This is a genomic window from Rhodococcus sp. C-2 (assembly GCF_027854095.1).
GTDB lineage: Bacteria > Actinomycetota > Actinomycetes > Mycobacteriales > Mycobacteriaceae > Rhodococcus_F > Rhodococcus_F qingshengii.
Window position 1 is genome coordinate 181,652 of the sequence record NZ_JAQGFI010000014.1, and the last position, 21,714, is coordinate 203,365.

24 protein-coding genes are annotated in these 21,714 nt (G+C 63.3%); 14 read left to right on the top strand and 10 right to left on the bottom strand.

Features of this window, described 5'->3' with window-relative positions; translation table 11 throughout:
- Positions 1-51: 51 nt before the first annotated feature.
- The gene (locus PCS43_RS27200; RefSeq protein WP_003941677.1) at positions 52-327 is read left to right on the top strand and encodes an Lrp/AsnC family transcriptional regulator; all 276 of its coding nucleotides are present in this window, start codon (positions 52-54) and stop codon (positions 325-327) included.
- Between the two features lie 8 nt (positions 328-335).
- Here the strand turns inward: PCS43_RS27200 and trpD are convergent, their stop codons facing one another.
- A complete protein-coding gene (gene trpD / locus PCS43_RS27205) occupies positions 336-1,427 on the bottom strand; it encodes an anthranilate phosphoribosyltransferase (protein WP_003941751.1) in 1,092 nt (363 codons plus the stop codon).
- A gap of 139 nt (positions 1,428-1,566) precedes the next feature.
- A complete protein-coding gene (locus PCS43_RS27210) occupies positions 1,567-2,055 on the bottom strand; it encodes a hypothetical protein (protein ID WP_030537046.1) in 489 nt (162 codons plus the stop codon).
- Between the two features lie 127 nt (positions 2,056-2,182).
- Between PCS43_RS27210 and ctaE the strand changes: the two genes are divergently transcribed.
- The 4 genes from ctaE to qcrB all read left to right on the top strand — a co-directional run bounded on the left by ctaE (position 2,183) and on the right by qcrB (position 6,513).
- Positions 2,183-2,794 carry an aa3-type cytochrome oxidase subunit III gene (gene ctaE / locus PCS43_RS27215; RefSeq protein WP_007730060.1) on the top strand — a complete coding sequence of 204 codons (612 nt, stop codon included), beginning with the start codon at positions 2,183-2,185 and terminating at the stop codon, positions 2,792-2,794.
- Between the two features lie 64 nt (positions 2,795-2,858).
- The gene (gene qcrC, locus PCS43_RS27220; RefSeq protein WP_003941682.1) at positions 2,859-3,710 is read left to right on the top strand and encodes a cytochrome bc1 complex diheme cytochrome c subunit; all 852 of its coding nucleotides are present in this window, start codon (positions 2,859-2,861) and stop codon (positions 3,708-3,710) included.
- On the top strand, positions 3,707-4,849 hold the full coding sequence (gene qcrA, locus PCS43_RS27225) for a cytochrome bc1 complex Rieske iron-sulfur subunit (RefSeq protein WP_007730058.1): 1,143 nt from the start codon (positions 3,707-3,709) through the stop codon (positions 4,847-4,849). The genes qcrC and qcrA overlap by 4 nt, the downstream gene beginning before the upstream one ends.
- A gap of 59 nt (positions 4,850-4,908) precedes the next feature.
- Positions 4,909-6,513 carry a cytochrome bc1 complex cytochrome b subunit gene (gene qcrB / locus PCS43_RS27230; protein ID WP_007730057.1) on the top strand — a complete coding sequence of 535 codons (1,605 nt, stop codon included), beginning with the start codon at positions 4,909-4,911 and terminating at the stop codon, positions 6,511-6,513.
- 150 nt (positions 6,514-6,663) lie between these two features.
- Here the strand turns inward: qcrB and PCS43_RS27235 are convergent, their stop codons facing one another.
- Positions 6,664-6,960, bottom strand: a complete 297-nt coding sequence (locus PCS43_RS27235; RefSeq protein WP_064113262.1) for an antibiotic biosynthesis monooxygenase family protein — start codon at positions 6,958-6,960, stop codon at positions 6,664-6,666.
- 66 nt (positions 6,961-7,026) lie between these two features.
- Between PCS43_RS27235 and PCS43_RS27240 the strand changes: the two genes are divergently transcribed.
- Positions 7,027-7,416 carry a DUF3224 domain-containing protein gene (locus tag PCS43_RS27240; RefSeq protein ID WP_030537047.1) on the top strand — a complete coding sequence of 130 codons (390 nt, stop codon included), beginning with the start codon at positions 7,027-7,029 and terminating at the stop codon, positions 7,414-7,416.
- Between the two features lie 109 nt (positions 7,417-7,525).
- Here the strand turns inward: PCS43_RS27240 and PCS43_RS27245 are convergent, their stop codons facing one another.
- A complete protein-coding gene (locus PCS43_RS27245; RefSeq protein ID WP_003941723.1) occupies positions 7,526-7,942 on the bottom strand; it encodes a cytochrome c oxidase subunit 4 in 417 nt (138 codons plus the stop codon).
- Positions 7,943-7,981: 39 nt separating this feature from the next.
- Positions 7,982-9,046, bottom strand: a complete 1,065-nt coding sequence (ctaC, locus tag PCS43_RS27250; protein ID WP_030537048.1) for an aa3-type cytochrome oxidase subunit II — start codon at positions 9,044-9,046, stop codon at positions 7,982-7,984.
- 319 nt (positions 9,047-9,365) lie between these two features.
- Between ctaC and asnB the strand changes: the two genes are divergently transcribed.
- Entirely contained in the window at positions 9,366-11,291 is a 1,926-nt protein-coding gene (gene asnB, locus PCS43_RS27255; RefSeq protein WP_073512211.1) for an asparagine synthase (glutamine-hydrolyzing), read from the top strand.
- Positions 11,292-11,354: 63 nt separating this feature from the next.
- Here asnB and PCS43_RS27260 read toward each other — a convergent pair whose 3' ends face one another.
- From PCS43_RS27260 to PCS43_RS27270, 3 genes are all read right to left on the bottom strand, one after another.
- Positions 11,355-12,332 (bottom strand): carbohydrate kinase family protein, encoded by a 978-nt coding sequence (locus PCS43_RS27260; RefSeq protein ID WP_003941700.1) that lies wholly within the window; start codon positions 12,330-12,332, stop codon positions 11,355-11,357.
- A gap of 196 nt (positions 12,333-12,528) precedes the next feature.
- Entirely contained in the window at positions 12,529-12,879 is a 351-nt protein-coding gene (locus PCS43_RS27265) for a HesB/IscA family protein (RefSeq protein WP_007730053.1), read from the bottom strand.
- 150 nt (positions 12,880-13,029) lie between these two features.
- Positions 13,030-14,097 (bottom strand): glycerate kinase family protein, encoded by a 1,068-nt coding sequence (locus PCS43_RS27270; protein ID WP_050655816.1) that lies wholly within the window; start codon positions 14,095-14,097, stop codon positions 13,030-13,032.
- 134 nt (positions 14,098-14,231) lie between these two features.
- On the opposite strand from PCS43_RS27270, the gene PCS43_RS27275 reads away from it, so the two are divergent.
- The 7 genes from PCS43_RS27275 to PCS43_RS27305 all read left to right on the top strand — a co-directional run bounded on the left by PCS43_RS27275 (position 14,232) and on the right by PCS43_RS27305 (position 19,340).
- Positions 14,232-14,888, top strand: coding sequence for a DUF3043 domain-containing protein (locus PCS43_RS27275; protein ID WP_007730051.1), 657 nt, complete (start codon positions 14,232-14,234; stop codon positions 14,886-14,888).
- 2 nt (positions 14,889-14,890) lie between these two features.
- Positions 14,891-15,478: a bifunctional adenosylcobinamide kinase/adenosylcobinamide-phosphate guanylyltransferase gene (gene cobU / locus PCS43_RS27280; protein WP_019748913.1), complete on the top strand. Its 588-nt coding sequence runs from the start codon at positions 14,891-14,893 to the stop codon at positions 15,476-15,478.
- A 23-nt stretch (positions 15,479-15,501) separates the two neighbouring features.
- Entirely contained in the window at positions 15,502-16,647 is a 1,146-nt protein-coding gene (cobT, locus tag PCS43_RS27285; RefSeq protein ID WP_047270132.1) for a nicotinate-nucleotide--dimethylbenzimidazole phosphoribosyltransferase, read from the top strand.
- 2 nt (positions 16,648-16,649) lie between these two features.
- Positions 16,650-17,417: an adenosylcobinamide-GDP ribazoletransferase gene (locus tag PCS43_RS27290; protein ID WP_080572302.1), complete on the top strand. Its 768-nt coding sequence runs from the start codon at positions 16,650-16,652 to the stop codon at positions 17,415-17,417.
- Between the two features lie 305 nt (positions 17,418-17,722).
- The gene (locus tag PCS43_RS27295; RefSeq protein ID WP_270923138.1) at positions 17,723-18,250 is read left to right on the top strand and encodes a GlxA family transcriptional regulator; all 528 of its coding nucleotides are present in this window, start codon (positions 17,723-17,725) and stop codon (positions 18,248-18,250) included.
- A 39-nt stretch (positions 18,251-18,289) separates the two neighbouring features.
- Positions 18,290-18,394: a hypothetical protein gene (locus PCS43_RS27300; RefSeq protein ID WP_270923139.1), complete on the top strand. Its 105-nt coding sequence runs from the start codon at positions 18,290-18,292 to the stop codon at positions 18,392-18,394.
- A 124-nt stretch (positions 18,395-18,518) separates the two neighbouring features.
- On the top strand, positions 18,519-19,340 hold the full coding sequence (locus PCS43_RS27305; protein WP_030537052.1) for a dienelactone hydrolase family protein: 822 nt from the start codon (positions 18,519-18,521) through the stop codon (positions 19,338-19,340).
- Here PCS43_RS27305 and PCS43_RS27310 read toward each other — a convergent pair.
- Complete coding sequence (locus PCS43_RS27310; protein WP_003941766.1) at positions 19,334-20,437, bottom strand: branched-chain amino acid aminotransferase; 1,104 nt, start codon at positions 20,435-20,437, stop codon at positions 19,334-19,336. The two genes, PCS43_RS27305 and PCS43_RS27310, sit on opposite strands and share 7 nt — an antisense overlap.
- Before the next feature lie 32 nt (positions 20,438-20,469).
- Positions 20,470-21,570, bottom strand: a complete 1,101-nt coding sequence (gene gcvT / locus PCS43_RS27315; RefSeq protein ID WP_019748918.1) for a glycine cleavage system aminomethyltransferase GcvT — start codon at positions 21,568-21,570, stop codon at positions 20,470-20,472.
- Between the last annotated feature and the right edge of the window lie 144 nt (positions 21,571-21,714).

A 21,714-nucleotide genomic window follows, 5' to 3' on the forward strand; every position in this document is an offset into this window, starting at 1 on the left:
TCGATCGAAACCACCGGGTCATCACAACCCGCAGGGAAATCGAGGAGAAAAATGATCAACGCCATCGTCATGATTCACGCCGAGTCCGCTCGGATCCCGGAAACCGCGCAGGCCGTCGCCGACCTGTCCGGAGTGACCGAGGTCTACTCGTGCGCAGGTGACGTCGATTTGATCGCCATCGTGAAAGTGCGTGACCACGCCCAGATCGCCGACGTGGTCACCGGAGGAATCAACAAGGTGCCCGGCGTTCTCCGAACCGCCACACACATTGCGTTCCAGTCATTCTCCAGCGCAGACGTCGAGGCCGGTTTCTCGCTGGGTGAATAGCCCCTCGATCAGGCTTGGTCGGCCAGCTCGGCGGTGAGCGCCGCCCACTTGTGAAGCAGTTCAGCGCCCGCGCCGCTGTCGATCGCGGCAGCGGCTGCAGTCATCCCGGCAGAGATCGCACTCTCGAGATCGTCGCCGACACCGTTGAATGCCGCGATGGCTGCTCCCGCGTTCAGCAGGACCGCGTCCCGGACCGGCCCCTTCTGCCCGGAAAGCAGCGTTCTGGCGACGGTGGCGTTGATTTCGGCGTCGCCTCCACGCAACTCTTCGAGAGGAACGCGGTCGATTCCGAGGTCACGCGGATCCAGCGTGACAGTTCGCACACTTCCACCGCCGACGATGTGAACCGTCGACGTCGTCGATGTGGTCAGTTCGTCCAGTCCGTCGTCTCCCCGTACCACCAACGCCGAATTGCCGCGCTGCGCAAGGACTCCCGCGACGACCGAGATCAGTTTCGGAAATGCGCACCCGATCAGCCCGGCACGCGGACGAGCCGGATTGGTCAGTGGACCGAGCACGTTGAATGCCGTCGGAATGCCGATTTCCTTGCGAGGCACCGCCGCAAAGCGCAGTGCGGGATGGAAGACCGGCGCGAAACAAAAGCCGATGCCGACCTCTTCGACGCACCTCGCAACCTGCTCCGGCCCGAGGTTGATGCGAACGCCGAGCGCCTCGAGCACGTCGGCGCCACCGCTCTTGGACGAAGCAGCGCGGTTGCCGTGCTTGACAACTCGCACACCGGACGCGGCAACCACGATCGAGGCCATCGTCGAGATGTTCACCGTGTTGGAGCGGTCACCACCCGTGCCGACGATGTCGACGACGTCGGAATCGACCGGCACGCGCCTGGAGTGTTCGAGCATCGCGGCGGCGAGCCCTTCCAACTCCGCGGGGGTTTCTCCCTTCATCTTCAGACCGACCCCGAAAGCAGCGATCTGAGCGGAGGTGGCGTTGTCCGACATGATCTCGCCCATAGCCCAGCGACTGTCGGCTTCCGACAAGTCACTGCCGTCCGTGAGCAAACCGAGAATCATCGGCCAGGACCGCACCACTGCACTCGAATCGACGTTCACGGCGTTGGATGCGTCGGTGCCGGCCATAGTGCCTTGGTCCCCTGTCGTTCAAGTGGGCTGGATTTCGAGCTGTCGTTTCGAGCTGTCGTTTCGCGCTGCCATTTTGTGCTGCCGATGACCCTCGCAGCCTAGTCAGTGAGGTAACGAGGAAACCGAATAGGGCCGCTCAGGACTTTCTGCGACCGCGTTTGGGCGGCGCCTCCGCAAGTATCGGGGGCTGGAGCGCGTCCCACCCGGCGACCGAACCACCGAGTCGCTGCGCCAGACCAGCCATTCGTGACCGCTCCTGGGAGCAATGCAGGGCGTCAAGCACCTGGACACGCTCGAAGACGACGCGAACCGAATTCTCGACCACCGGAGTCACGTCCTCGGGCCGACCCACGCCTCGCACATATCCGTCCTGGGCGACGATGCTCTCGGCATCGGCTACCGAGCCCTCCGGGAGGTCGAGATGATGCCGCAGAACCACTTCGGACTCCGCCCTGAACTCCGGCTCGGTGGAGGCGGCACGTTCGAGAGCCGTCGAGCTCGCCTCGGCGTCGTCGAAGCCTTCGGCAACGACGACCAGATCCGACCGCCCTGCATCGAGCGGTGTCGGAATCTTCGTGCCGAAAATTCTCAGGAACCACGGTCTACTCTTGTGTGTAGCTGCCATCGCGCCAGCATATTCCGACCACGCCACCAGCGCGTTCGCCGCCCGATCCCGCGAACTCGAGCCGAGCGACGCGCCGATGGTGGACCCGAGTGGTCGTCTCTTACGACGAAGCGTCATACTTCTGTCTGTGACGAGCGCAGTAGGGACTTCAGGATCGGCAATCACCCAACGCGTGCACTCGCTGAACCGGCCGAATATGGTCAGCGTTGGCACCATCGTGTGGTTGTCAAGTGAGCTCATGTTCTTCGCAGGGCTCTTTGCCATGTACTTCGTGGCACGAGCTCAGGCGAACGGAAATTGGCCGCCGGAGCCAACCGAATTGAACCTTTATCTGGCCGTGCCGGTGACCTTGGTGCTTATCGCATCTTCGTTCACCTGCCAGATGGGTGTCTTCGCGGCTGAGCGTGGCGACGTCTTCGGACTTCGTCGCTGGTACACCATCACCTTGGTCATGGGGGCGTTCTTCGTCGCCGGCCAGGGTTACGAGTACTACCACCTCGTGCACGAGGGCACCACGATTTCGAGCAGCGTGTACGGCTCGGTGTTCTACATGACCACCGGCTTCCACGGTCTGCACGTCATCGGCGGTCTCATCGCCTTCGTCTTCTTGATCGCACGTACCCGGGTCAGCAAGTTCACGCCCGCCCAGGCCACCGCCGCGATCGTTGTTTCGTACTACTGGCACTTTGTCGACATCGTGTGGATCGCGCTGTTTGCCACGATTTATTTCATCCGTTAATCAGCTGTACGCCCCAGGCAGCCCCTGACGTCCAGTTCCGTCCCGACATACCAAAGGGATACAGATGAGTTCATCCCCCCCTCCCGCATCCGATAACTCAGCGAATGCCGCGAAGTCGCGTCGCCAGCGGAAAATCCGCCGGCGCGTCACTGGCGCGCTCGTATTGATGATGGGATTGATCAGCGCAGGTTTCCTCGCTTCGGCGTTGACACCAGCTCCGCAGGTTGCGACCGCCAGTGACGATTCAGCAGCCCTGATTCGTGAAGGCAAGCAGCTGTACGACACGTCATGCATCACGTGCCACGGCGCGAACTTGCAGGGCGTGCAGGACCGCGGTCCCAGCCTCATCGGCGTCGGCGAAGCAGCCGTGTACTTCCAGGTCTCCTCTGGTCGTATGCCGGCAGCTCGCAACGAGGCCCAGGCTGCACGCAAGGACCCCAAGTTCGATGCTGCGCAGACCGACGCCCTCGGCGCTTTCATCCAGGCCAACGGCGGCGGCCCGACGCTCATCCGCGACGAGAACGGCGAAATCGCCCAGTCCTCGCTGCGCGGTGGCGACGTCGGACGCGGCAGTGAGCTCTTCCGGCTCAACTGCGCGTCGTGCCACAACTTCACCGGCCGCGGTGGCGCACTGTCCTCGGGCAAGTACGCCCCGGTCCTGGATCCGGCCAGCGAGCAGCAGATCTACGCTGCCATGGTTACCGGTCCCCAGAACATGCCGAAGTTCTCGGATCGTCAGCTGACGATCGAGGAGAAGAAGGACATCATCGCCTACGTCAAGTCGTCGGGCGAGTCGAAGGACCCCGGTGGGTACGGGCTCGGTGGCCTCGGTCCGGCCTCTGAGGGTCTCGCCATGTGGGCCGTCGGAATCATCGCTGTCGTCGGTGCAGCATTGTGGATCGGAGCAAGGTCATGAGCGACGCTGGCCAGCATGGCGGCGATACGCCTAAGAAGTACACAGATGAAGAGCTCGACGCGATGTCACGCGACGACCTGGTCAAGCTGGGTACCAATCTCGATGGCGTCGATGTCGTCTACCGCCGTGATCGTTGGTCGGTAAAGGGCACCAGGGCGGAAAAGCGCGCCGAGCGCAACGTCGCCTTCTGGTTCGGCCTCGCCGGCGTTTCGGCGATCGCGTTCATCGCGATCTACCTGTTCTGGCCCTGGGAGTACGCAGGCGCCGGTGACGAGAACTACGGCAAGTACAGCCTGTACACCCCGCTGATCGGCTTGACCATGGGTCTGGCGATCCTCGGCGTCGGCATCGGTGCCGTTCAGTTCACGAAGAAGTTCATCCCCGAAGAGGTCTCGATCCAGGACCGCCACGACGGTGGTTCCACCGAGGTCGATCGTCGCACGATCGTCGCCGAGCTCGGCGACACCCTCGAGACGTCCACCCTCCCCCGCCGCAAGGCCATCAAGCGCAGCTTGATGTTCGGCGGCGGCGCACTCGGCGTCATGATGGTCATGCCCCTCGGCGGACTCATCAAGAACCCGTGGGCCAAGGGCGACGACTCACCTCTGTGGGTGTCCGGCTGGACCCCGAACTACCCGGGCGAGACCATCTACCTGCGTCGTGACACCGGCCGTCCCGAGGACATCGTCCTCGTTCGCCCGGAAGATCTCGATGCCGGTTCGATGGAAACGGTCTTCCCGTTCCGCGAGTCCGACCGTGGCGACGAGCACGCTCTGCTCGCAGCACTGCGCGGCATTCGTAACTCGGTGATGCTCATCCGCCTCCGCACGGAAGACACCGCGCGTGTCACCAAGCGTAAGGGCCAGGAAAGCTTCAACTACGGCGATTACTTCGCCTACTCGAAGATCTGCACCCACCTGGGTTGCCCCACCTCGCTCTACGAACAGCAGAGCAACCGTATTCTGTGCCCCTGCCACCAGTCGCAGTTCGACGCACTGACCTACGGCAAGCCGATCTTCGGTCCCGCTGCTCGCGCACTTCCGCAGTTGCCTATTACAGTGAACGAAGAGGGCTTCCTGGTCGCCGACGGTGACTTCATCGAAGCACTCGGCCCGGCATTTTGGGAGCGTCGACCGTGACCACAACAACAACCAAACCGTCCAAGATCAGCGCGGCAGCGGCTGGACAAGCGGAGGCTATGGACTCCCGCTACCACCTCGCCGCAGGCATGCGCCGGCAGATCAACAAGGTCTTCCCGACGCACTGGTCCTTCATGCTCGGCGAGATCGCGCTCTACAGCTTCGTGATCCTGCTGATCTCCGGTGTGTTCCTGACGCTGTTCTTCGATCCGTCGATGGCACACGTCGTCTACCAGGGCGCATACCAGCCGCTTCGCGGTGTCACGATGTCTCGCGCCTACGAGACGACCCTGAACATCTCCTTCGAGGTGCGCGGCGGTCTCTTCGTTCGCCAGATTCACCACTGGGCTGCACTGATGTTCGCGGCGTCGATCATCGTTCACCTCGCTCGCATCTTCTTCACCGGCGCCTTCCGTCGCCCACGTGAAGCGAACTGGGTCATCGGCTGCCTGCTGCTCATCCTGGCGATGTTCGAAGGCTTCTTCGGTTACACCATCCCCGACGACCTGCTCTCGGGCACCGGCCTCCGCGCCGCCTTCGGTGGTATCACGATGAGTATCCCGATCGTCGGTACCTGGATGCACTGGCTGATCTTCGACGGCGACTTCCCCGGCGACCTCATCATCCCGCGTCTCTACGTCGCTCACGTGCTGCTGTTCCCGGGCATCATCCTGGCTCTGATCGCCGGCCACCTCGCGTTGGTCTGGTACCAGAAGCACACGCAGTTCCCCGGCCCCGGCCGTACGGAACAGAACGTCGTCGGCGTCCGCATCCTCCCGGTCTTCGCGATGAAGGGTGGCGCGTTCTTCGCCATGACCTTCGGCGTGCTCGCACTGCTCGGTGGTCTGTTCCAGATCAACCCCGTGTGGAACATCGGTCCGTACAACCCGTCACAGGTCTCGGCAGGTTCCCAGCCCGATATCTACATGATGTGGACGGACGGCCTTGCTCGACTGTGGCCGGCGTGGGAGATCTACCTGTTCAACCGGTACACGATCCCTGCAGTGTTCGCCGTCGCCCTGATCATGGGCCTCGTCTTCGCACTGTTGATCGCGTACCCGTGGATCGAGAAGCGTCTCACCGGAGACGACGCTCACCACAACATCCTGCAGCGCCCGCGCGACGTGCCGGTCCGTACCGCTATCGGTGCGATGTCCATCGCGTTCTACCTGGTGCTCACGATCTCCTGCATCAACGACATCATCGCGTACCACCTGCACATCTCGCTGAACGCAATGACGTGGATCGGCCGTATCGGCATGGTCATCCTTCCGCCCATCGCGTACTTCGTGACGTACCGGTTCTGCATCGGCCTGCAGCGCAGTGACCGTGCAGTCCTCGAACACGGCATCGAGACCGGCATCATCAAGCGGATGCCGAACGGCCAGTACATCGAGATCCACCAGCCGCTCGGCCCCGTCGACGAGCACGGACACCCGATCCCGCTCGAGTACCAGGGTGCTGCTGTCCCGAAGAAGATGAACAAGCTCGGCCTCGCCGGCAAGCCCGGTAGCGGTAGCCTGATCACCGCTGACCCAGTCGAGGAGAGCGAGGCTCTCGAAGCCGCTCATCACGAAGCTGAGCACGAGCAGCTTCAGATCCTTCTGGACTACCAGAACCGAACCAACGGCAAGTCCGATGGTTCCAGTGGAGAACTCCACTAAGAACGTCAGCTGACCAGTGAGGCCCCGAACCGGATTCCGGTTCGGGGCCTCACTCGTTCTCTGAGCGATTCAGTATGGACAACCTCCAAGTGGGGCACCACTCCCCCGGTTCGTCGTCTGAGCGTCGACAACAGCAGGCACTACGCTTTGCTAGACCTCGAGCACAGTCGAATAGTGCTCCACCGTCGGGAACGGCTCGTAGAAGTGATGGAGAAGTTCTCGCCACTTCTCGTATCCTGGCGACTTACGGAACCCGATGGTGTGTGACTCCACGTCTTCCCACTCGACCAGCAGGAGATATCGCTCCGGTGATTCCAGGCAGTGCGAGAGCCGCAGCCTGATGAATCCGGGAACCTCGGAGATGATGGTTCGGGCCACGTCGAATGCGGCCGCGAAACGCGCTGACTGCGACGGATCGACCTGCAGGACGGCATGTTCGAGAATCATCTACGGAGTGTTGCACGTTCTCGGGAGTCCCCTCGAGGCGTTGTCGCCTGGTGAGATACTCGGACCATGACATCCCATGCACGCGGCACCTTCGAGATCGATCTTCGCCCCGCCGATCCTGAGCTCTCCGGACGCGTCGGACGCTTCGAGTTCGACAAGACGTTCATCGGCGGCGTCGAAGGCACGTCGTCCGGCCTGATGCTGTCCGCGGGCGATCCGACAGCCGGTGCAGCGGGCTATGTCGCTTTGGAGTTTGTCACGGGGCAGGTCGACGAAGCTGTGGGATCGTTCGCCCTGCAGCAGTTCGGTCAGATGATCGACGGAACGCAGAAGCTTCTGTACGAGATCGTGCCGGGGTCCGGAACCGGCGAGTTGAAGGGCATCGCAGGCACTCTCGAGCTCGAGGTCGTCGACGGTCTGCACCGCTACGACCTCGAATACTCGCTCCACGATTGACAGAGAGCGGTTGTTGACAGGGACCCTCCTACCACCGAAACGTACATAAACGACAACAGAGGCGCCGTACCCGGGTGGGTGCGGCGCCTCTGTTCGAGTGCGGGTGAAACTAGTGCTTCTCGGGTCCGGTGTAGTACTCGAACACCAGGCCTGCGGCTGCGGCGAGCACACAGACAACTGCGACTGCGATGAGCCACGGCTGGAAGTACGCCAGCGACACTGCCGCGAGTGCAGCAGCAGCGGCAAGCAGGATCGGCCAGAAGCTACCCGGGCTGAAGAAGCCCAGTTCTCCTGCACCGTCCGAGATTTCAGCGTCGTCGTAGTCCTCGGGACGGGTGTCCAGACGACGGGCGACGAAGCGGAAGTAGGTACCCACGATGAGCGTCAGACCTGCAGACAGGACGATGGCCGTCAGTCCGGCCCACTCGATACCTGTGCGTGACAGAGCGGTGAACACTCCGTAGATGATCGCGACGAGAATGAAGAACATCGTCAGGATCTCGAAGAGCTTGGCTTCGATCTTCATATCAGCACTTGTCCTTGTTCAGTGAAGAGGCTGGCCGGCTCAGTTGCCTGCAGTGGCGACGGTTGCCTGACGGTACTCGCGGTCGGTGTTGAACGGCGTGGTCGACGTAGCCACCGGCGACTGACCGATTGCCTGCAGAGCCTCAGCGGTCGTCAGACCACCCTTGCCCTCCGCGTCACCCTTGCGCAGTTCGATGTACTTGGCGAAGTCCTCCGGCGAAACCGCACGAACCTCGAAGTTCATCATCGCGTGGAACGTGCCACACATTTCTGCACAACGCCCGACGAACGCGCCTTCCTTCTCGATCTCACTGATCTGGAAGATGTTGTCCGAGTGGTTCTCCTTGGGGTTCGGGAGAACGTCACGCTTGAACAGGAACTCAGGCACCCAGAAAGCGTGGATGACGTCCGAGGAAGCAAGTTCGAACTGGATCCGCTTGCCGGTGGGCAGAACGAGGATCGGGATCTCCTGGCTGGAACCGACGGTCTCGATCTTGTCGTAGTGCAGGTAGCTCAGGTCCTCGGTGCTGTTGCCGTGGATCGGGCCGGGGACTTCTTCCCCGTGTTCGTTCACGGTGGAACCCTCGGTCTTTGCAGCCTCTTCGGCCTCGACGTCGATTCCGTTGTACTTGGCGGAGCCGTCACCGAACTCGATGGAGCGGTAGCCGAACTTCCAGTTCCACTGGAAGGCCGTGACGTCTACGACGACGTCAGGATTGTCCGTCTTGTCCAGAACGTGGTTCTGAACGATGACGGTGAAGTAGAAGAGAACCGCGATGATGACGAAGGGAACTGCCGTGTAACCGAGTTCGAGCGGCACGTTGTATGCCGTCTGACGCGGGAATTCCGGCGAGTCCTTCTTCTTACGGTGGAAGATGACGGCCCAGAAGACCAACCCCCACACCAGCACACCCATGACGAGGGCGGCTACAACCGACCACGTCCACAGCTCACGCATGCGCGTCGCCTCCGGGGTGATGCCCGAAGGCCACCCGAAACGAAGCACTTCGTTGTCGATGGAGCAACCCGACAGCAGCAAGGCAGCAATGCCCAGAGATACTGCCAGCCCCGCTCGCCGAAGGATCCGACCTTGCGCCACGTTCACGCCTTCCTGATCGCCACAAAATTCAACTAGGGCATGCCCGGAGGGAAGGCCCAATTACTACGCAGCGTAGACCAAAGCCGGGCGCTATCCATCCTCGGGTCCTCGCCCGTGTCGCGGCGGACGTCACACAGCTCTCTCAGGTGCTGCTCAGGAACGGCTCAGGTCGTTTCGGCGACGCACATCACGTCGATTCGTTCCGCCGCGATCGGCAGGGACGTCGATCTGCGGCATACTTTCGTCAAGAGTTCGTTGACCTCTCCCCGACACTCGTGTCCGGGAGCCTTCTGTACAAAAATTCTGAATCGAGGAACCGGACGCTGTGTGTGGACTGCTCGGGCTACTGACATCTGGCGGAACCAGCGAGGACGCCGTCTCGCGGGTCGACCAGGCGATGCATTGCCTTCGTCACCGCGGGCCGGACGAACACGGGACGTGGAACGACGATCACCTCGTCTTCGGGTTCAACCGCCTGGCGATCATCGACATCGCTCATTCCCACCAGCCGCTGCGTTGGGGCCCACCGGAGAACCCGGAGCGTTATGCGCTCACGTTCAACGGCGAGATCTACAACTACTTGGAGATCCGCGCCGAACTGGTCAAGGACCACGACGCCGAGTTCTTCACCGAGGGCGACTCCGAGGCCATCGTCGCTGCATTCCACTACTGGGGTGAGGACGCGGTCCGGCGCCTGCGCGGAATGTTCGCGTTCGCGATCTGGGACACCGACACACGCGAGCTGTTCATCGCGCGCGATCCGTTCGGGATCAAGCCGCTGTTCATCGCGACCGGCGCCGGCGGCACCGCGTTCGGCAGCGAGAAGAAGAGCCTGCTCGAACTCACCGATCTGATCGGCATCGGTACCGAGCTGGATCCGCGTGCCATCGAGCACTACACCGTTCTGCAGTACGTACCGGAGCCGGAAACACTGCACAAGCAGATCCGCCGCCTGGAGTCGGGCAGCTTCGCCCGGGTGCGTCCGGGCGAGGAGCCCACGTTCACGCGGTATTTCACGCCGAAGTTCCCGGCCAAGCCTTTTGCACCTGGCACCGAGAAGGCGCGCTACCAGGAAATCGCCGAGGCACTCGAGGATTCGGTCGCCAAGCACATGCGTGCCGACGTCACCGTCGGTTCGTTCCTGTCCGGCGGTATCGACTCCACGGCGATCGCGGCGCTGGCGATGCGCCACAACCCCAACCTGATCACCTTCACGACCGGTTTCGAACGTGAGGGCTATTCCGAGGTCGACGTCGCTGCAGAATCTGCCGCAGCGATCGGCGCGAAGCACGTCGTCAAGGTGGTCTCCCCCGCCGAGTTCGCCGCTGCCATTCCCGAGATCGTCTGGTACCTCGACGACCCGGTAGCCGATCCGGCATTGATTCCGCTGTGGTTCATCGCGAAGGAAGCGCGCAAGCACGTCAAGGTCGTGCTGTCCGGCGAGGGTGCCGACGAGTTGTTCGGCGGCTACACGATCTACCGTGAGCCGTTGTCGCTCAAGCCTTTCGAGTACCTCCCCAAGGGGCTGCGTCGGGCCGCGGGCAAGTTGTCCGAACGCATCCCGGACGGCACTCGCGGCAAGAGCCTGCTCAATCGCGGTTCGTTGACCCTCGAGGAGCGCTACTACGGAAATGCTCGTAGCTTCAACGACGCTCAGCTCCGCGCCGTCCTGCGCGATTTCCGTCCGGAGTGGACGCACCAGGACGTCACTGCGCCGATCTACGCGCAGTCACGGGACTGGGATCCGGTTGCGCGGATGCAGCATCTCGACCTGTTCACCTGGCTGCGCGGCGACATCCTCGTCAAGGCAGACAAGATGACGATGGCCAACTCGCTGGAACTGCGTGTGCCGTTCCTCGATCCCGAGGTCTTCGACGTCGCGTCACGCGTACCGCTCGATCAGAAGATCACGAAGGACACGACCAAGTACGCACTGCGCCAGGCCCTGGAAGGCATTGTGCCGCACCATGTTCTGCACCGTGCGAAGCTCGGATTCCCGGTTCCCCTGCGCCATTGGCTGCGCGGCACCGAACTCTTCGACTGGGCACATCTGCAGATCGAGGAGTCGGGTACCGACCACATCTTCGACAAGCAGGCCGTCGTGAAGATGCTCAACGATCACCGCGAGGGCGTGTCCGACCACAGCCGACGCCTGTGGACCGTCCTGACCTTCATGGTCTGGCACGGAATCTTCGTGGAGAAGCGCATCGTGCCGCAGATCCAGGAGCCGGTGTACCCGGTCAATATCTAGGCCTTCGGCCCCGTGAGCGGTTAGGGAGTCTCCGAACTCCTCAACCACTCACGGGGCGGAGCCCTACTTCGGCAGGATCGTCGCGATCTCGTCCGCTGCCGCGCTGCCGTATGCGTCGGTAAGGCGCTTGAGTGCCTCGTCGCGATTGAACACCCACTCCTGCGTTCCCACGGTCTCGAGAATCAACACAGCGACCAAAGATCCCAACTGTGCAGCACGCTCGAAGCTCAGACCGGCGCCGTGTGCGAGCAGGAACCCGGCGCGGAAGCCGTCACCAACGCCCGTCGGATCCACCTTGCCGGTCTCGGGCACTACATCGACGCGCACCCAATTGCCTTCGGCGTCAACAATTTCCACACCCTTGGAGCCGAGGGTGGTGACACGGATGCCGACCTGCGCGCGGATCTCTTCCTCGCTCAGACCAGTCTTCTGCTGAAGCAGACCCCACTCGTACTCGTTGGTGAACAAGTACTTCGCGCCGTGAATGAGCGCCTTGGCCTCGTCACCGGACAGGCGGGCAAGCTGCTGCGACGGATCCGCTGCGAACGGAATCCCGAGCAGACGGCATTCGTCGGTATGGCGAACCATGGCCTCGGGGTCGTTGGCGCCGATCAGCACCAACTCGACTGCGCCTGCAGTCTTGGCCACTGCCGCGAGTTCGATCTCGCGAGCCTCGCTCATCGCACCGGGGTAGAACGACGCGATCTGCGCCATGTCCTCGTCGGTGGTGCACACGAAACGCGCCGTATGTGCCTTGTCCGAGATACGGACCGCGCTGCAGTCGACGCCGTTGTCCTCGAGCCACGTGCGGTACTCGGCGAAGTCGGCACCGACTGCGCCGACGAGTAGCGGGGACCCACCGAGCACGCCCATGGCGTAAGCGATGTTGCCGCCGACACCACCGCGGCGAATCACGAGATCGTCGACCAGGAAACTCAGCGAAACGTGGGCGAGCTGATCGGCGAGGAGCTGATCGGCGAAGCGGCCGGGGAAGCGCATCAAGTGGTCGGTGGCGATGGAACCGGTTACCGCAATAGTCACGGATCGTGGCCTTTCAGCGAAGTGAGTACAAGAATGAAAGAGGAGCAAAAGTTCACGTTACCGCCCGTAGCGCCGTCATCGGCGTCCGAGCTGTCGGATCGGAACGGTCTACGTACGAGTCACCACAAACAACTGACGCGAAACCGAATGTCGGTTCCGCGTCAGTTGTTCGTGAATTGAGTTGTGATCGACAGACTCAGTTGAACGAGTCACCGCAGGCGCAGGAGCCTGTTGCATTGGGGTTGTCGATCGAGAAGCCCTGCTGCTCGATGGTGTCGAGGAAGTCGATGGACGCACCTTCGACGTACGGCGCGCTCATCCGGTCGACAACCAGATTGACGCCGTTGAAGTCGACAGTGAGGTCACCGTCGAGCGTGCGGTCGTCGAAGAACAGCTGGTACTTCAGTCCGGCACAGCCGCCGGGCTGCACTGCAATACGCAGCGCGAGGTCGTCGCGACCCTCCTGATCGAAGAGTGCCTTCGCCTTGGCGGACGCGGCCTCGGTCATCTTGACGCCGTGGGTGGCGGTCTCGTTCTGCACAGTCATGGGCTCTCCCTAATGTTCGTACCAACCCGTGAACGCTTCAACGGTACGCCGCTGCCGACTTATTCCCGCCAGTCCTTTACCGGGTGCGATTCGTCTTCATCCTATCCGGTCTTCCCGACACGGCAACGGCGCGTCGACGCTTGTGGATCCTCAGCTCCGGACGCCGCGCCAGATGTTCCACTCGCGTGCCGTGTGTTCGGCGAGTCCCTCGAGACACGCCGACGCTTCCTCCATCGCACGTTCCACCGACCCGGCGAAATCCGTCACCGACTTCGCCGCGACTATCGAGGTCGACGCATAGTCCGCCTCGTCGAGCGTCACCTGGCCGGCAAAGACGAGCGTCGGAACGCCGTGTGCTGCCCCCGCCGAAGCGAGGGTTGTGACGAGTTTGCCGCGCAGAGATTGGTGGTCGAACTTGCCTTCGCCCGTGATCACCAGGTCAGCGGAAGCCAGTAGCGCGGCTTGTCCGGTGCGATCCGCGACGACGTCGGCCCCGGATCGCCGCTGTGCACCGAGCGCAAAGAGCGCGGCACCGATACCACCCGCGGCGCCGGCACCCGGAAAATTCGACACTCGTTTTCCGGTGACGGACTCCAACTGTTCGGCCCATCTCGCGTTCCGCGCTTCGAGGACAGCGACGGCTTCGGCGTCGGCACCCTTTTGCGGGCCGAACACCGCTGCCGCACCGTGCTCGCCGAGAAGTACGTGTTCGACGTCGGTGGCGGCGAACAACTGAGTGCCTGCCGTAGCCGCCGCTGCAACCTCCAGGCCGCCCAGCGCCTCCACCAGTCCACGTCCCCCGTCGGTGCAGCAACTCCCACCGAGTCCGACGACAACCGTCTTCACGCCTGCCTCGAGCGCGACAGCGATCAGCTCTCCCACACCGAGACTGTGCGCGGCGAGTGCAGTGTCCCGCGTCGGCGGACCTCCGAGCAGGCCGAGCCCGACGGCCTCGGCGGACTCGATGTACGCCGTGTCCGAATCGAACAGCCACGTGGCGTCGACGGCGGCGGTCAAAGGCCCGGACACCCGTGCAGTCCGGATGTCGCCCCCAGCCGTGGCCAAGACGTCGACGAAACCCGGCCCACCGTCGGATTGTGGCGCGGTGACAACGTCGTCTTCGGGTCGGCCACGTCGCCAACCGGCAGAAATGGACTCAGCCGCCTCGACGGCCGTCAACGTCTCACCAAACGAATCTGGAGCAACTATTACCCGCATAGCCGAAGTCTAAGAGTCCCGAATGACCCCGATGTTTCACGATCTCGCGCGTTTCAGTGCCTCGGGCGATCGGGTTTTTCAGAAAGACCGAGGTCGGTTTCCCAGACCGTGCACTTATCCAATAGCCTGGAGGTGTGAAATTGCTACGCCGCGGTGACTCAGACAACTCCGACAAACGTGACGTCGAGGGCACTGAGGCATCCTCGGCCTCCGAAGAGGCGCCCATCGAGCAGGTGGGCAAGGGCCGCCCCACACCCAAGCGTCGTGACGCCGAGGCGAAGAGGCGTGGCCCCGTTGCCCCTGCCCCGCTGACCGCGAAGGAAGCCCGCGCCCGCCGTAAGGCGACCCGCGGCTCCAAGGAGGACCGCAAGGCCGAAGCCGCCGAGCGTCGCGCATCGTCGGCAGACCGCCGCGCCCGCATGCTCGCCGGCGAGGACAAGTACCTGCTCCCCCGCGACAAGGGACCGGTTCGCGCCTACGTCCGTGACTTCATCGACGCTCGCCGCAACCTCGTCGGGCTGTTCATGCCGCTCGCATTGATCCTCATCATGACGATGTTCGTCACGCCCGCACTCCAGCAGATCGTCACGCTGGCAATGCTCGTGATGATGCTCTTCATGGTCGGTGAAGGCATCTGGCTCGGTCGCATGATCAACAACCGCGTCGCCGAGCGCTTCCCCGACAGCACCGACGGCGGATTCAAGCTCGGCTGGTACGCGTTCGTTCGCGCGTCGCAGATCCGTAAGCTGCGCGCACCGAAGCCTCGTGTGGGGCCGGGCGACGCAATCTGAGCGTGACGAACACGTATAGAACTTTAGTCCTCGGCGGCGCGCGGTCTGGTAAGTCCGCGCACGCCGAGGATTTGGTTTGTGCAGGCCACTTACCCGAAAGTTCGGCACCGATCCGGTACCTGGCGACAGCCAGACGTGATGTCTCCGACGCAGACTGGGAAAGCCGGATCGACCAGCACCGCAACAGACGGCCTTCTCATTGGTCGACTGTCGAAACCGCAGCTGCCGGTGACCTCGCGGCGCAGCTCGAAAGCGATTCACACACAGCGACGTTGGTCGACGATCTGGGAACGTGGCTGACCGCGGAACTCGATCGGCAAGGCGCCTGGGACGCACCGCGCGGCACCGTCACGCCCGCGGCGGACAGCCTGGTCGCCAGTGTCGAGAACTACCGCGGACACCTGGTGCTGGTCAGCCCCGAAGTGGGTTTGGCCGTCATCCCCGAGACGCGGTCCGGACGATTGTTCCGCGACGAGATCGGCACTCTCAACGCTCGTATCGCCGCGGTGTGCGATCGTGTCGTACTAGTGGTTGCAGGGTTACCGCTCATCTTGAAAGATACTGCTGCACAACCGGAAGGCACGATGTGAGTACCGAGGCCAATCCAGGGGCCATTTCAGGGGCGAATCCAGATGCCAACCCTGACGTCGCGCCAGTCAGTAGCGCCGACTTCGAACCCGTCACCCCGCCCGACCGCGAGGTGCGAGCGCAGGCCGATGCGCGTCAGCGTGATCTGACCAAGCCGGCCGGTTCGCTGGGCCGACTGGAGGCTCTCGCCGGCTGGGCATCAGCCTGCCAAGGAGTTTGTCCCCCACACGCTTTCGCTCGGCCTCGCGTCGTCGTGTTCGCGGGTGATCACGGAATCGCCCGCAACGGCGTCTCCGCCTATCCGCCGGAAGTGACCGCACAGATGGTCGCCAACTTCCTCGGGGGCGGCGCGGCAGTCAACGTCCTCGCCGAGGTTGCCGGCGCCACGGTACGCGTCGTCGACATCGCAGTGGACGGCGATACCGATCCGTCCGTCTCGAACCACAAGGTGCGCAGGTCTTCCGGGTCCATCGACCGCGAAGACGCCATGTCGAACGAGGAAACCCTTCAGGCCATCGCCGCCGGCCGAGCGATCGCGGACGAGGAAATCGACGGGGGTGCAGATCTTCTCATCGCCGGCGACATGGGCATCGGCAATACGACGCCCGCAACCGTACTCATCGCCGCACTCACGGACAGTGAACCCGTCGCGGTCGTGGGTCGAGGTACCGGTATCGACGACGCCGGATGGATCCGCAAGACCGCAGCGATTCGCGACGCTCTCCGGCGTGCCCGTCCGCACGTTCGCGACACAGTCGCGCTGCTGCGCACGTCTTCGGGTGCCGACCTCGCCGCGATGGCCGGCTTTCTGGCCCAGGCAGCTTCGCGTCGCACGCCGGTGATCCTCGACGGCGTAGTGGTCACCGCAGCCGCCATGGTTGCCGACGAACTGGCTTTCGGCGCACGTGAATGGTGGGTCGCCGGACACCGCTCCACCGAACCCGCCCACACCATCGCATTGACCCGCATGGGTCTCGACCCGATCGTCGAGTTCGACATGCGTCTCGGTGAAGGTTCAGGCGCAGTCACAGCGCTCCCGATTCTTCAGGGCGCAGTGGCAATCCTGGGCAAGATGGCGACATTCTCCGAAGCCGGTGTCAGCACTCAGGGCAGCGCACCTGTCGACGAACCCGAGTCGATCGACCTGACCAAGACCGATACGGCGGAGTGAGCGTGGCGGGCCCGCTGTCCGGAGTACCACTGGCCTTCTCGTGGCTGACGGTCCTTCCGGTTCGTGGTCCCTCCGACATCGACCGAACTGCCGGCCGTCGCGCCATCGCGGCAGCTCCGCTCACCGGGATCGCTCTCGGCATTGCCGCGACGTTTCTGCTCTGGGGCACAACCAGTGTCGGCCTGAATCCCTATCTCGCAGGCTTGCTGACGGTAGGTGCGCTCGCTCTCGGGACACGCGGGATGCACGTGGACGGACTGGCAGACTCCGTCGACGGACTGGGTTGTTACGGTCCACCGGAGCGCGCCCGCGAGGTCATGCACAGCGGCGGTGCCGGACCGTTCGGGGTCGCGGCGCTGTTCATCTTCCTTGGGCTGCAATCGGTCTCCTTCGGCGTCCTCGCTGTTGCCGACTCCCCCACGCAGTGGATCGCCGTTCTCGTATCTGTCGCTGCGGGTCGTGTGGCCGTCGTTTTTGCCTGCCGCCGAGGTATTCTCGCGTCTGGCCCGAGCGGATTCGGTGCGCTCGTCGCCGATTCACAACCGTTGTGGGCCGCAATCGTGTGGTCGGTTCCGCTGATCGCCGCTTCCGGCTTTGCCACCGACCGGTGGTGGCTCGGCCCTCTCGTGACCGCGTCGGCGCTGGTGATCAGTGTGCTGTGCGTGCGTCACTGCGTCCGTAGATTCGGCGGACTCAACGGAGACGTTCTCGGATTCGCACTCGAACTCACTGTGACGCTTACGGCCGTCGGCCTCACTCTCGGACTGTGATCCGACGTCGTGCGAGTAGGTGTCCTTGCGTACGAAGGTTGCCTCGCGGCCGAGATCTTCGTTTTCACCGACCTTCTCCTGATCGCCAATCGCGTCGCTGATGGAGCGCCCGCCGACCCCTTCGAGGTATCGGTCATCGCAGCGTCCGGCACGCCCGTCGTTGCGGCAGGTGGATTTTCGCTCGGCGTGCAGGAGGGGCATCACGACATCGATCACCTGGTTGTGCCGGGGTTCGAACTCGTGCCGTCCGAAGACCCTGCGACGCGTTTGTCGCTGTGGGACAGAGAAATCGAGTTCATCCGTGCGTGCGCGGCGTTCGGGTGTCGTCGGTCTGCGTCGGCGCGTATCTGCTGGGCGAGGCGGGACTGCTCGACGGACGCCGATGTACGACGTCGTGGCTGTACGGTGCGGACCTCGCAAGTCGTTACCCCGGTGCGACGGTTCGAACCGACTCGTTGATCGTCCAGGACGACGGCGTCACCACCACTGCTGCGTTCACCGCCGCGCTCGACCTCGCAACAGCACTCGTGCGCGAGCATCTCGGCGACAAGATTGCGCGTACGACCGCAAGAATTACGCTGGCGCCCGAAAACCGAACCAGTCAAGCTCCGTACATCCTCGACTCGATGCTGCCCGCCAAACACACACAGTTTGCCGACGACGTCGGAAGGTGGCTGGTCGAACGGATGGCGGAACCTTACGACTTGGATCTGCTGTCGAGTGCTTTTCACCTCAGCACCCGAACCATGCTTCGGAAGTTCAAGGACGAGACCGGGGAATCGCCGCGCAGTTATCTGCAGCGTGCACGGATCCGAAAAGCGAAACGGTTGTAGGAATCGACCGACTGGTCTCTCGGAAAGATCCTGGGGCACATCGGCTATCAGGATCCTGGAACCTTCCGTCGCCTGTTCACCGACCGCGTCGGCATCAGCCCGGCCGACTACCGAAAGCGATTCCGCAACGGCGGCGCGGGATAGGTGCGTGGCGAGCCCGCCCGAAAACATGGCGAACCGCCCTCTTCTGTAGTCGATCCCGCGCCGAAAGACTGTGCAGAGGAATTGTTTCGACTACTTGGGAGGGCTCACCGTGCCGAACCGGAGCATGACCGAAGACGATCCGCTCGAAGACTTCGACCGTCGAACGATCACCATCGACGCAGTGGCGAAGTCCGTGTACGTGGCCGGCACCGGTCCCGCAGTAATCGTCATGCCGGAGATGCCGGGCATCAGCCCGCATGTAGCGCGATTCGCCCGCTGGGTGCGCGACGCCGGTTTCACGGTCTTCGTTCCGTCACTGTTCGGCCGCGACGGAGCGGTCCCCACAGTGAACGAGGGGCTGACGGTATTCAAGAGAGCCTGCGTCAGTGCAGAATTCCGCGCCCTCGCTGCCGACGAACCGAGTCCGGCGGTCCGTTGGCTGCGTTCACTCGCCGCTTCGGCGCATGAGGAGAGCGGCGGTCCTGGCGTCGGCGTGATCGGAATGTGCTTCACCGGTAACTTCGCGTTGTCGATGATGCTCGAACCCTCGGTCATCGCGCCGGTTCTCGCCCAACCGTCGTTACCGCTCGATCGACCGGACGAAACCGACAGCGGGCCCGAAGAACTCGAAGCCGTGCGCTCGAGACTCGAGGCCGAAGACCTCACGGTGCTTGCATACCGCTTTCGAGGTGACTCGTTCTGCCGCGCACAACGATTCGCCGCCTATTCGAAGGCCTTGGGCGAGCGCTTCGTCGGGAAGGTACTACCCGACGAAGCGGCCAACGCGACAACGTCGCCGTTCTTCGAACACGTCATTGCCAATCCACACAGCGTGGTGACGGCTCATCTCGTCGACGAGGCGGGATCGCCCACCACCGTCGCACGAGACGAGATTCTGCAGTTCTTCCGGGAGCGATTGCTCGCGGAACGAACCAGCGATCAGTGAAGTTTCGTCATCCAGCCGTGGGTGTCGGCGAAGGTTCCGCGCTGGATACCCGTGAGGGTGTCGCGCAGTGCCATTGTCACCTCACCCGGCTCGCCGTCGGCGATGGTGAACTCGCCCTCGGCGGACTTGACGCGTCCGACGGGGGTGATGACTGCTGCTGTGCCGCAAGCGAAGACCTCGGTGATTTCACCGCTCTTGCACTTGGTGCGCCATTCGTCGGTGCTGATCTTGCGCTCCTCGACGGCGAAACCGGAATCGGCGGCAAGGGCGAGCAACGAGTTGCGCGTGATGCCGGGCAGCAACGAACCGGACAGCGACGGCGTCACGAGGCGAGCGTCGGGGCCCGAGCCGAAGACGAAGAACAGGTTCATTCCACCCATTTCCTCGACGTACGTGCGCTCGATGGCGTCGAGCCAGACTACCTGGTCGCAACCCTCGTCGGCGGCTTGCGCCTGGGCGAGGAGCGAAGCGGCGTAGTTGCCGGCGAACTTGGCCGCGCCGGTACCACCGGGGGCCGCGCGAACGTATTCGGTGGACAGCCACACACTGACCGGCTTGACGCCGCGCGGGAAGTACGCACCGGCAGGCGAGGCGATCAGCAGGTAGCGGTACTCGTCGGCGGGACGGACACCGAGTCCGGCTTCGGTGGAGAACATGAACGGACGGAGGTAGAGCGCGTCCTCGCCACCGGCTGCGGGAACCCAGTCGAGATCGACGTCGATCAGTTCGGTGATGGAATCGATGAACATCTGCGACGGGAGCTCCGGCATGGCCAGACGGCGCGCAGATGCCGCGAAACGCTCGGCGTTGGCCTCGACGCGGAACGAGCTGATCTCGCCACCCGGCTGACGGTATGCCTTGAGGCCCTCGAAGATGGCCTGTCCGTAGTGCAAAACCATTGCGGCCGGATCGAGCTCGATGTTTCCGTACGGCAACACCTGGGCGTCGTGCCAGCCCTTGCCCGCGGTGTAGTCGATCGAGACCATGTGGTCGGTGAAGTGCCGCCCGAAGCCGGGCGCCGCCAAAATGTCACGGCGCTCGGCGTCGGACTTCGGGGACGAGCTCTGAACACGAACGAAATCGGCGGCACCTGTCATGGGCGCAATCCTATCGAACGTGAAAAAGCTCTCTACTTGGTGTTGGTCTCCACGAACGGAGGAGACACCACGACGCACCGAAGAGCACGACCACGGACGTCGACTTCGATCTCGTCGCCGGCCGAGACATTGGCACCGGAATCGAGGAGCGCCAACGCAATTCCCACTTTGAGCGAGGGCGAAAACGTCCCCGAGGTGGTCTCGCCGATTGCCTCGCCGTCACGCAGAACACCGAGGCCGGCACGAAGCACGCCGCGATCGAGAGCCTTGATCCCCCAGAGTTTGCGAGCCGGGCCGGCAGCCTTCTCGTCGGTCAAGGTCTCTTTGCCCCAGAATGTCGGCTTCTTCCAACCGATCGCCCATCCGCAGCGCGCTTCGAGCGGAGAAATCTCGAGCGAAAGCTCATGCCCGTGCAGCGGATACCCCATCTCGGTACGAAGAGTGTCACGGGCGCCGAGTCCGGCGGCCTGCCCACCCTCGGCGCGCACTGCCTCGAGAAGCGCGCGGAACAACGGCTCGCTGTCCTCCCACCGCGGCAGGAGTTCGTAGCCGACCTCACCGGTGTAACCGCTGCGGCACACACGAACAGGCACGCCGTTCCATTCCGCATCTTCGTACGCCATGTACTCGATCTCGGTGGGAAGTCCCAGAGCGGTCAGAACCGCCACCGATTTCGGACCCTGCACAGCCAGCACACCGTAGGCACGATGCTGATCCTCGACGGTGATTCCATCCGGTGCCACAGCGACCAGAGCCGCAACGACGTCCGCGGTATTGGCTGCGTTCGGGACGAGGAAGATCTCGTCGTCGCTGACGTAGTACGCAATGAGGTCGTCGATGACACCACCGGACTCGTTGCAGCACAACGTGTACTGAGCCTTACCCGGCCCGATCTTGTTCAGGTCGTTGGTCAGTGCGGAGTTCACGAATTCCGCGGCGCCCGCGCCACGCACGACGGCCTTGCCGAGGTGACTGACGTCGAAGAGTCCGACATTCTCACGCACAGAGGTGTGTTCGGCCACGACGCCGGCGTACGAAACCGGCATCTGCCACCCCCCGAACGGCGCGAACGTCGCGCCGAGTTCGACGTGGACGGGGTGGATCGGGCCCTGCAACAGTTGTTCGTCGGTCATGGCCCACAACCTATCGGACTTCGCCGATCGAAACATGTCCGCAGCGAGAGCTCACCCGGCCGTGACGATCGCCCGTCCGCAAACTGCAAAGGGCCTAACATCGACTCAGGCATCCGCCAGAACCGGACGCATCGCACACTCACC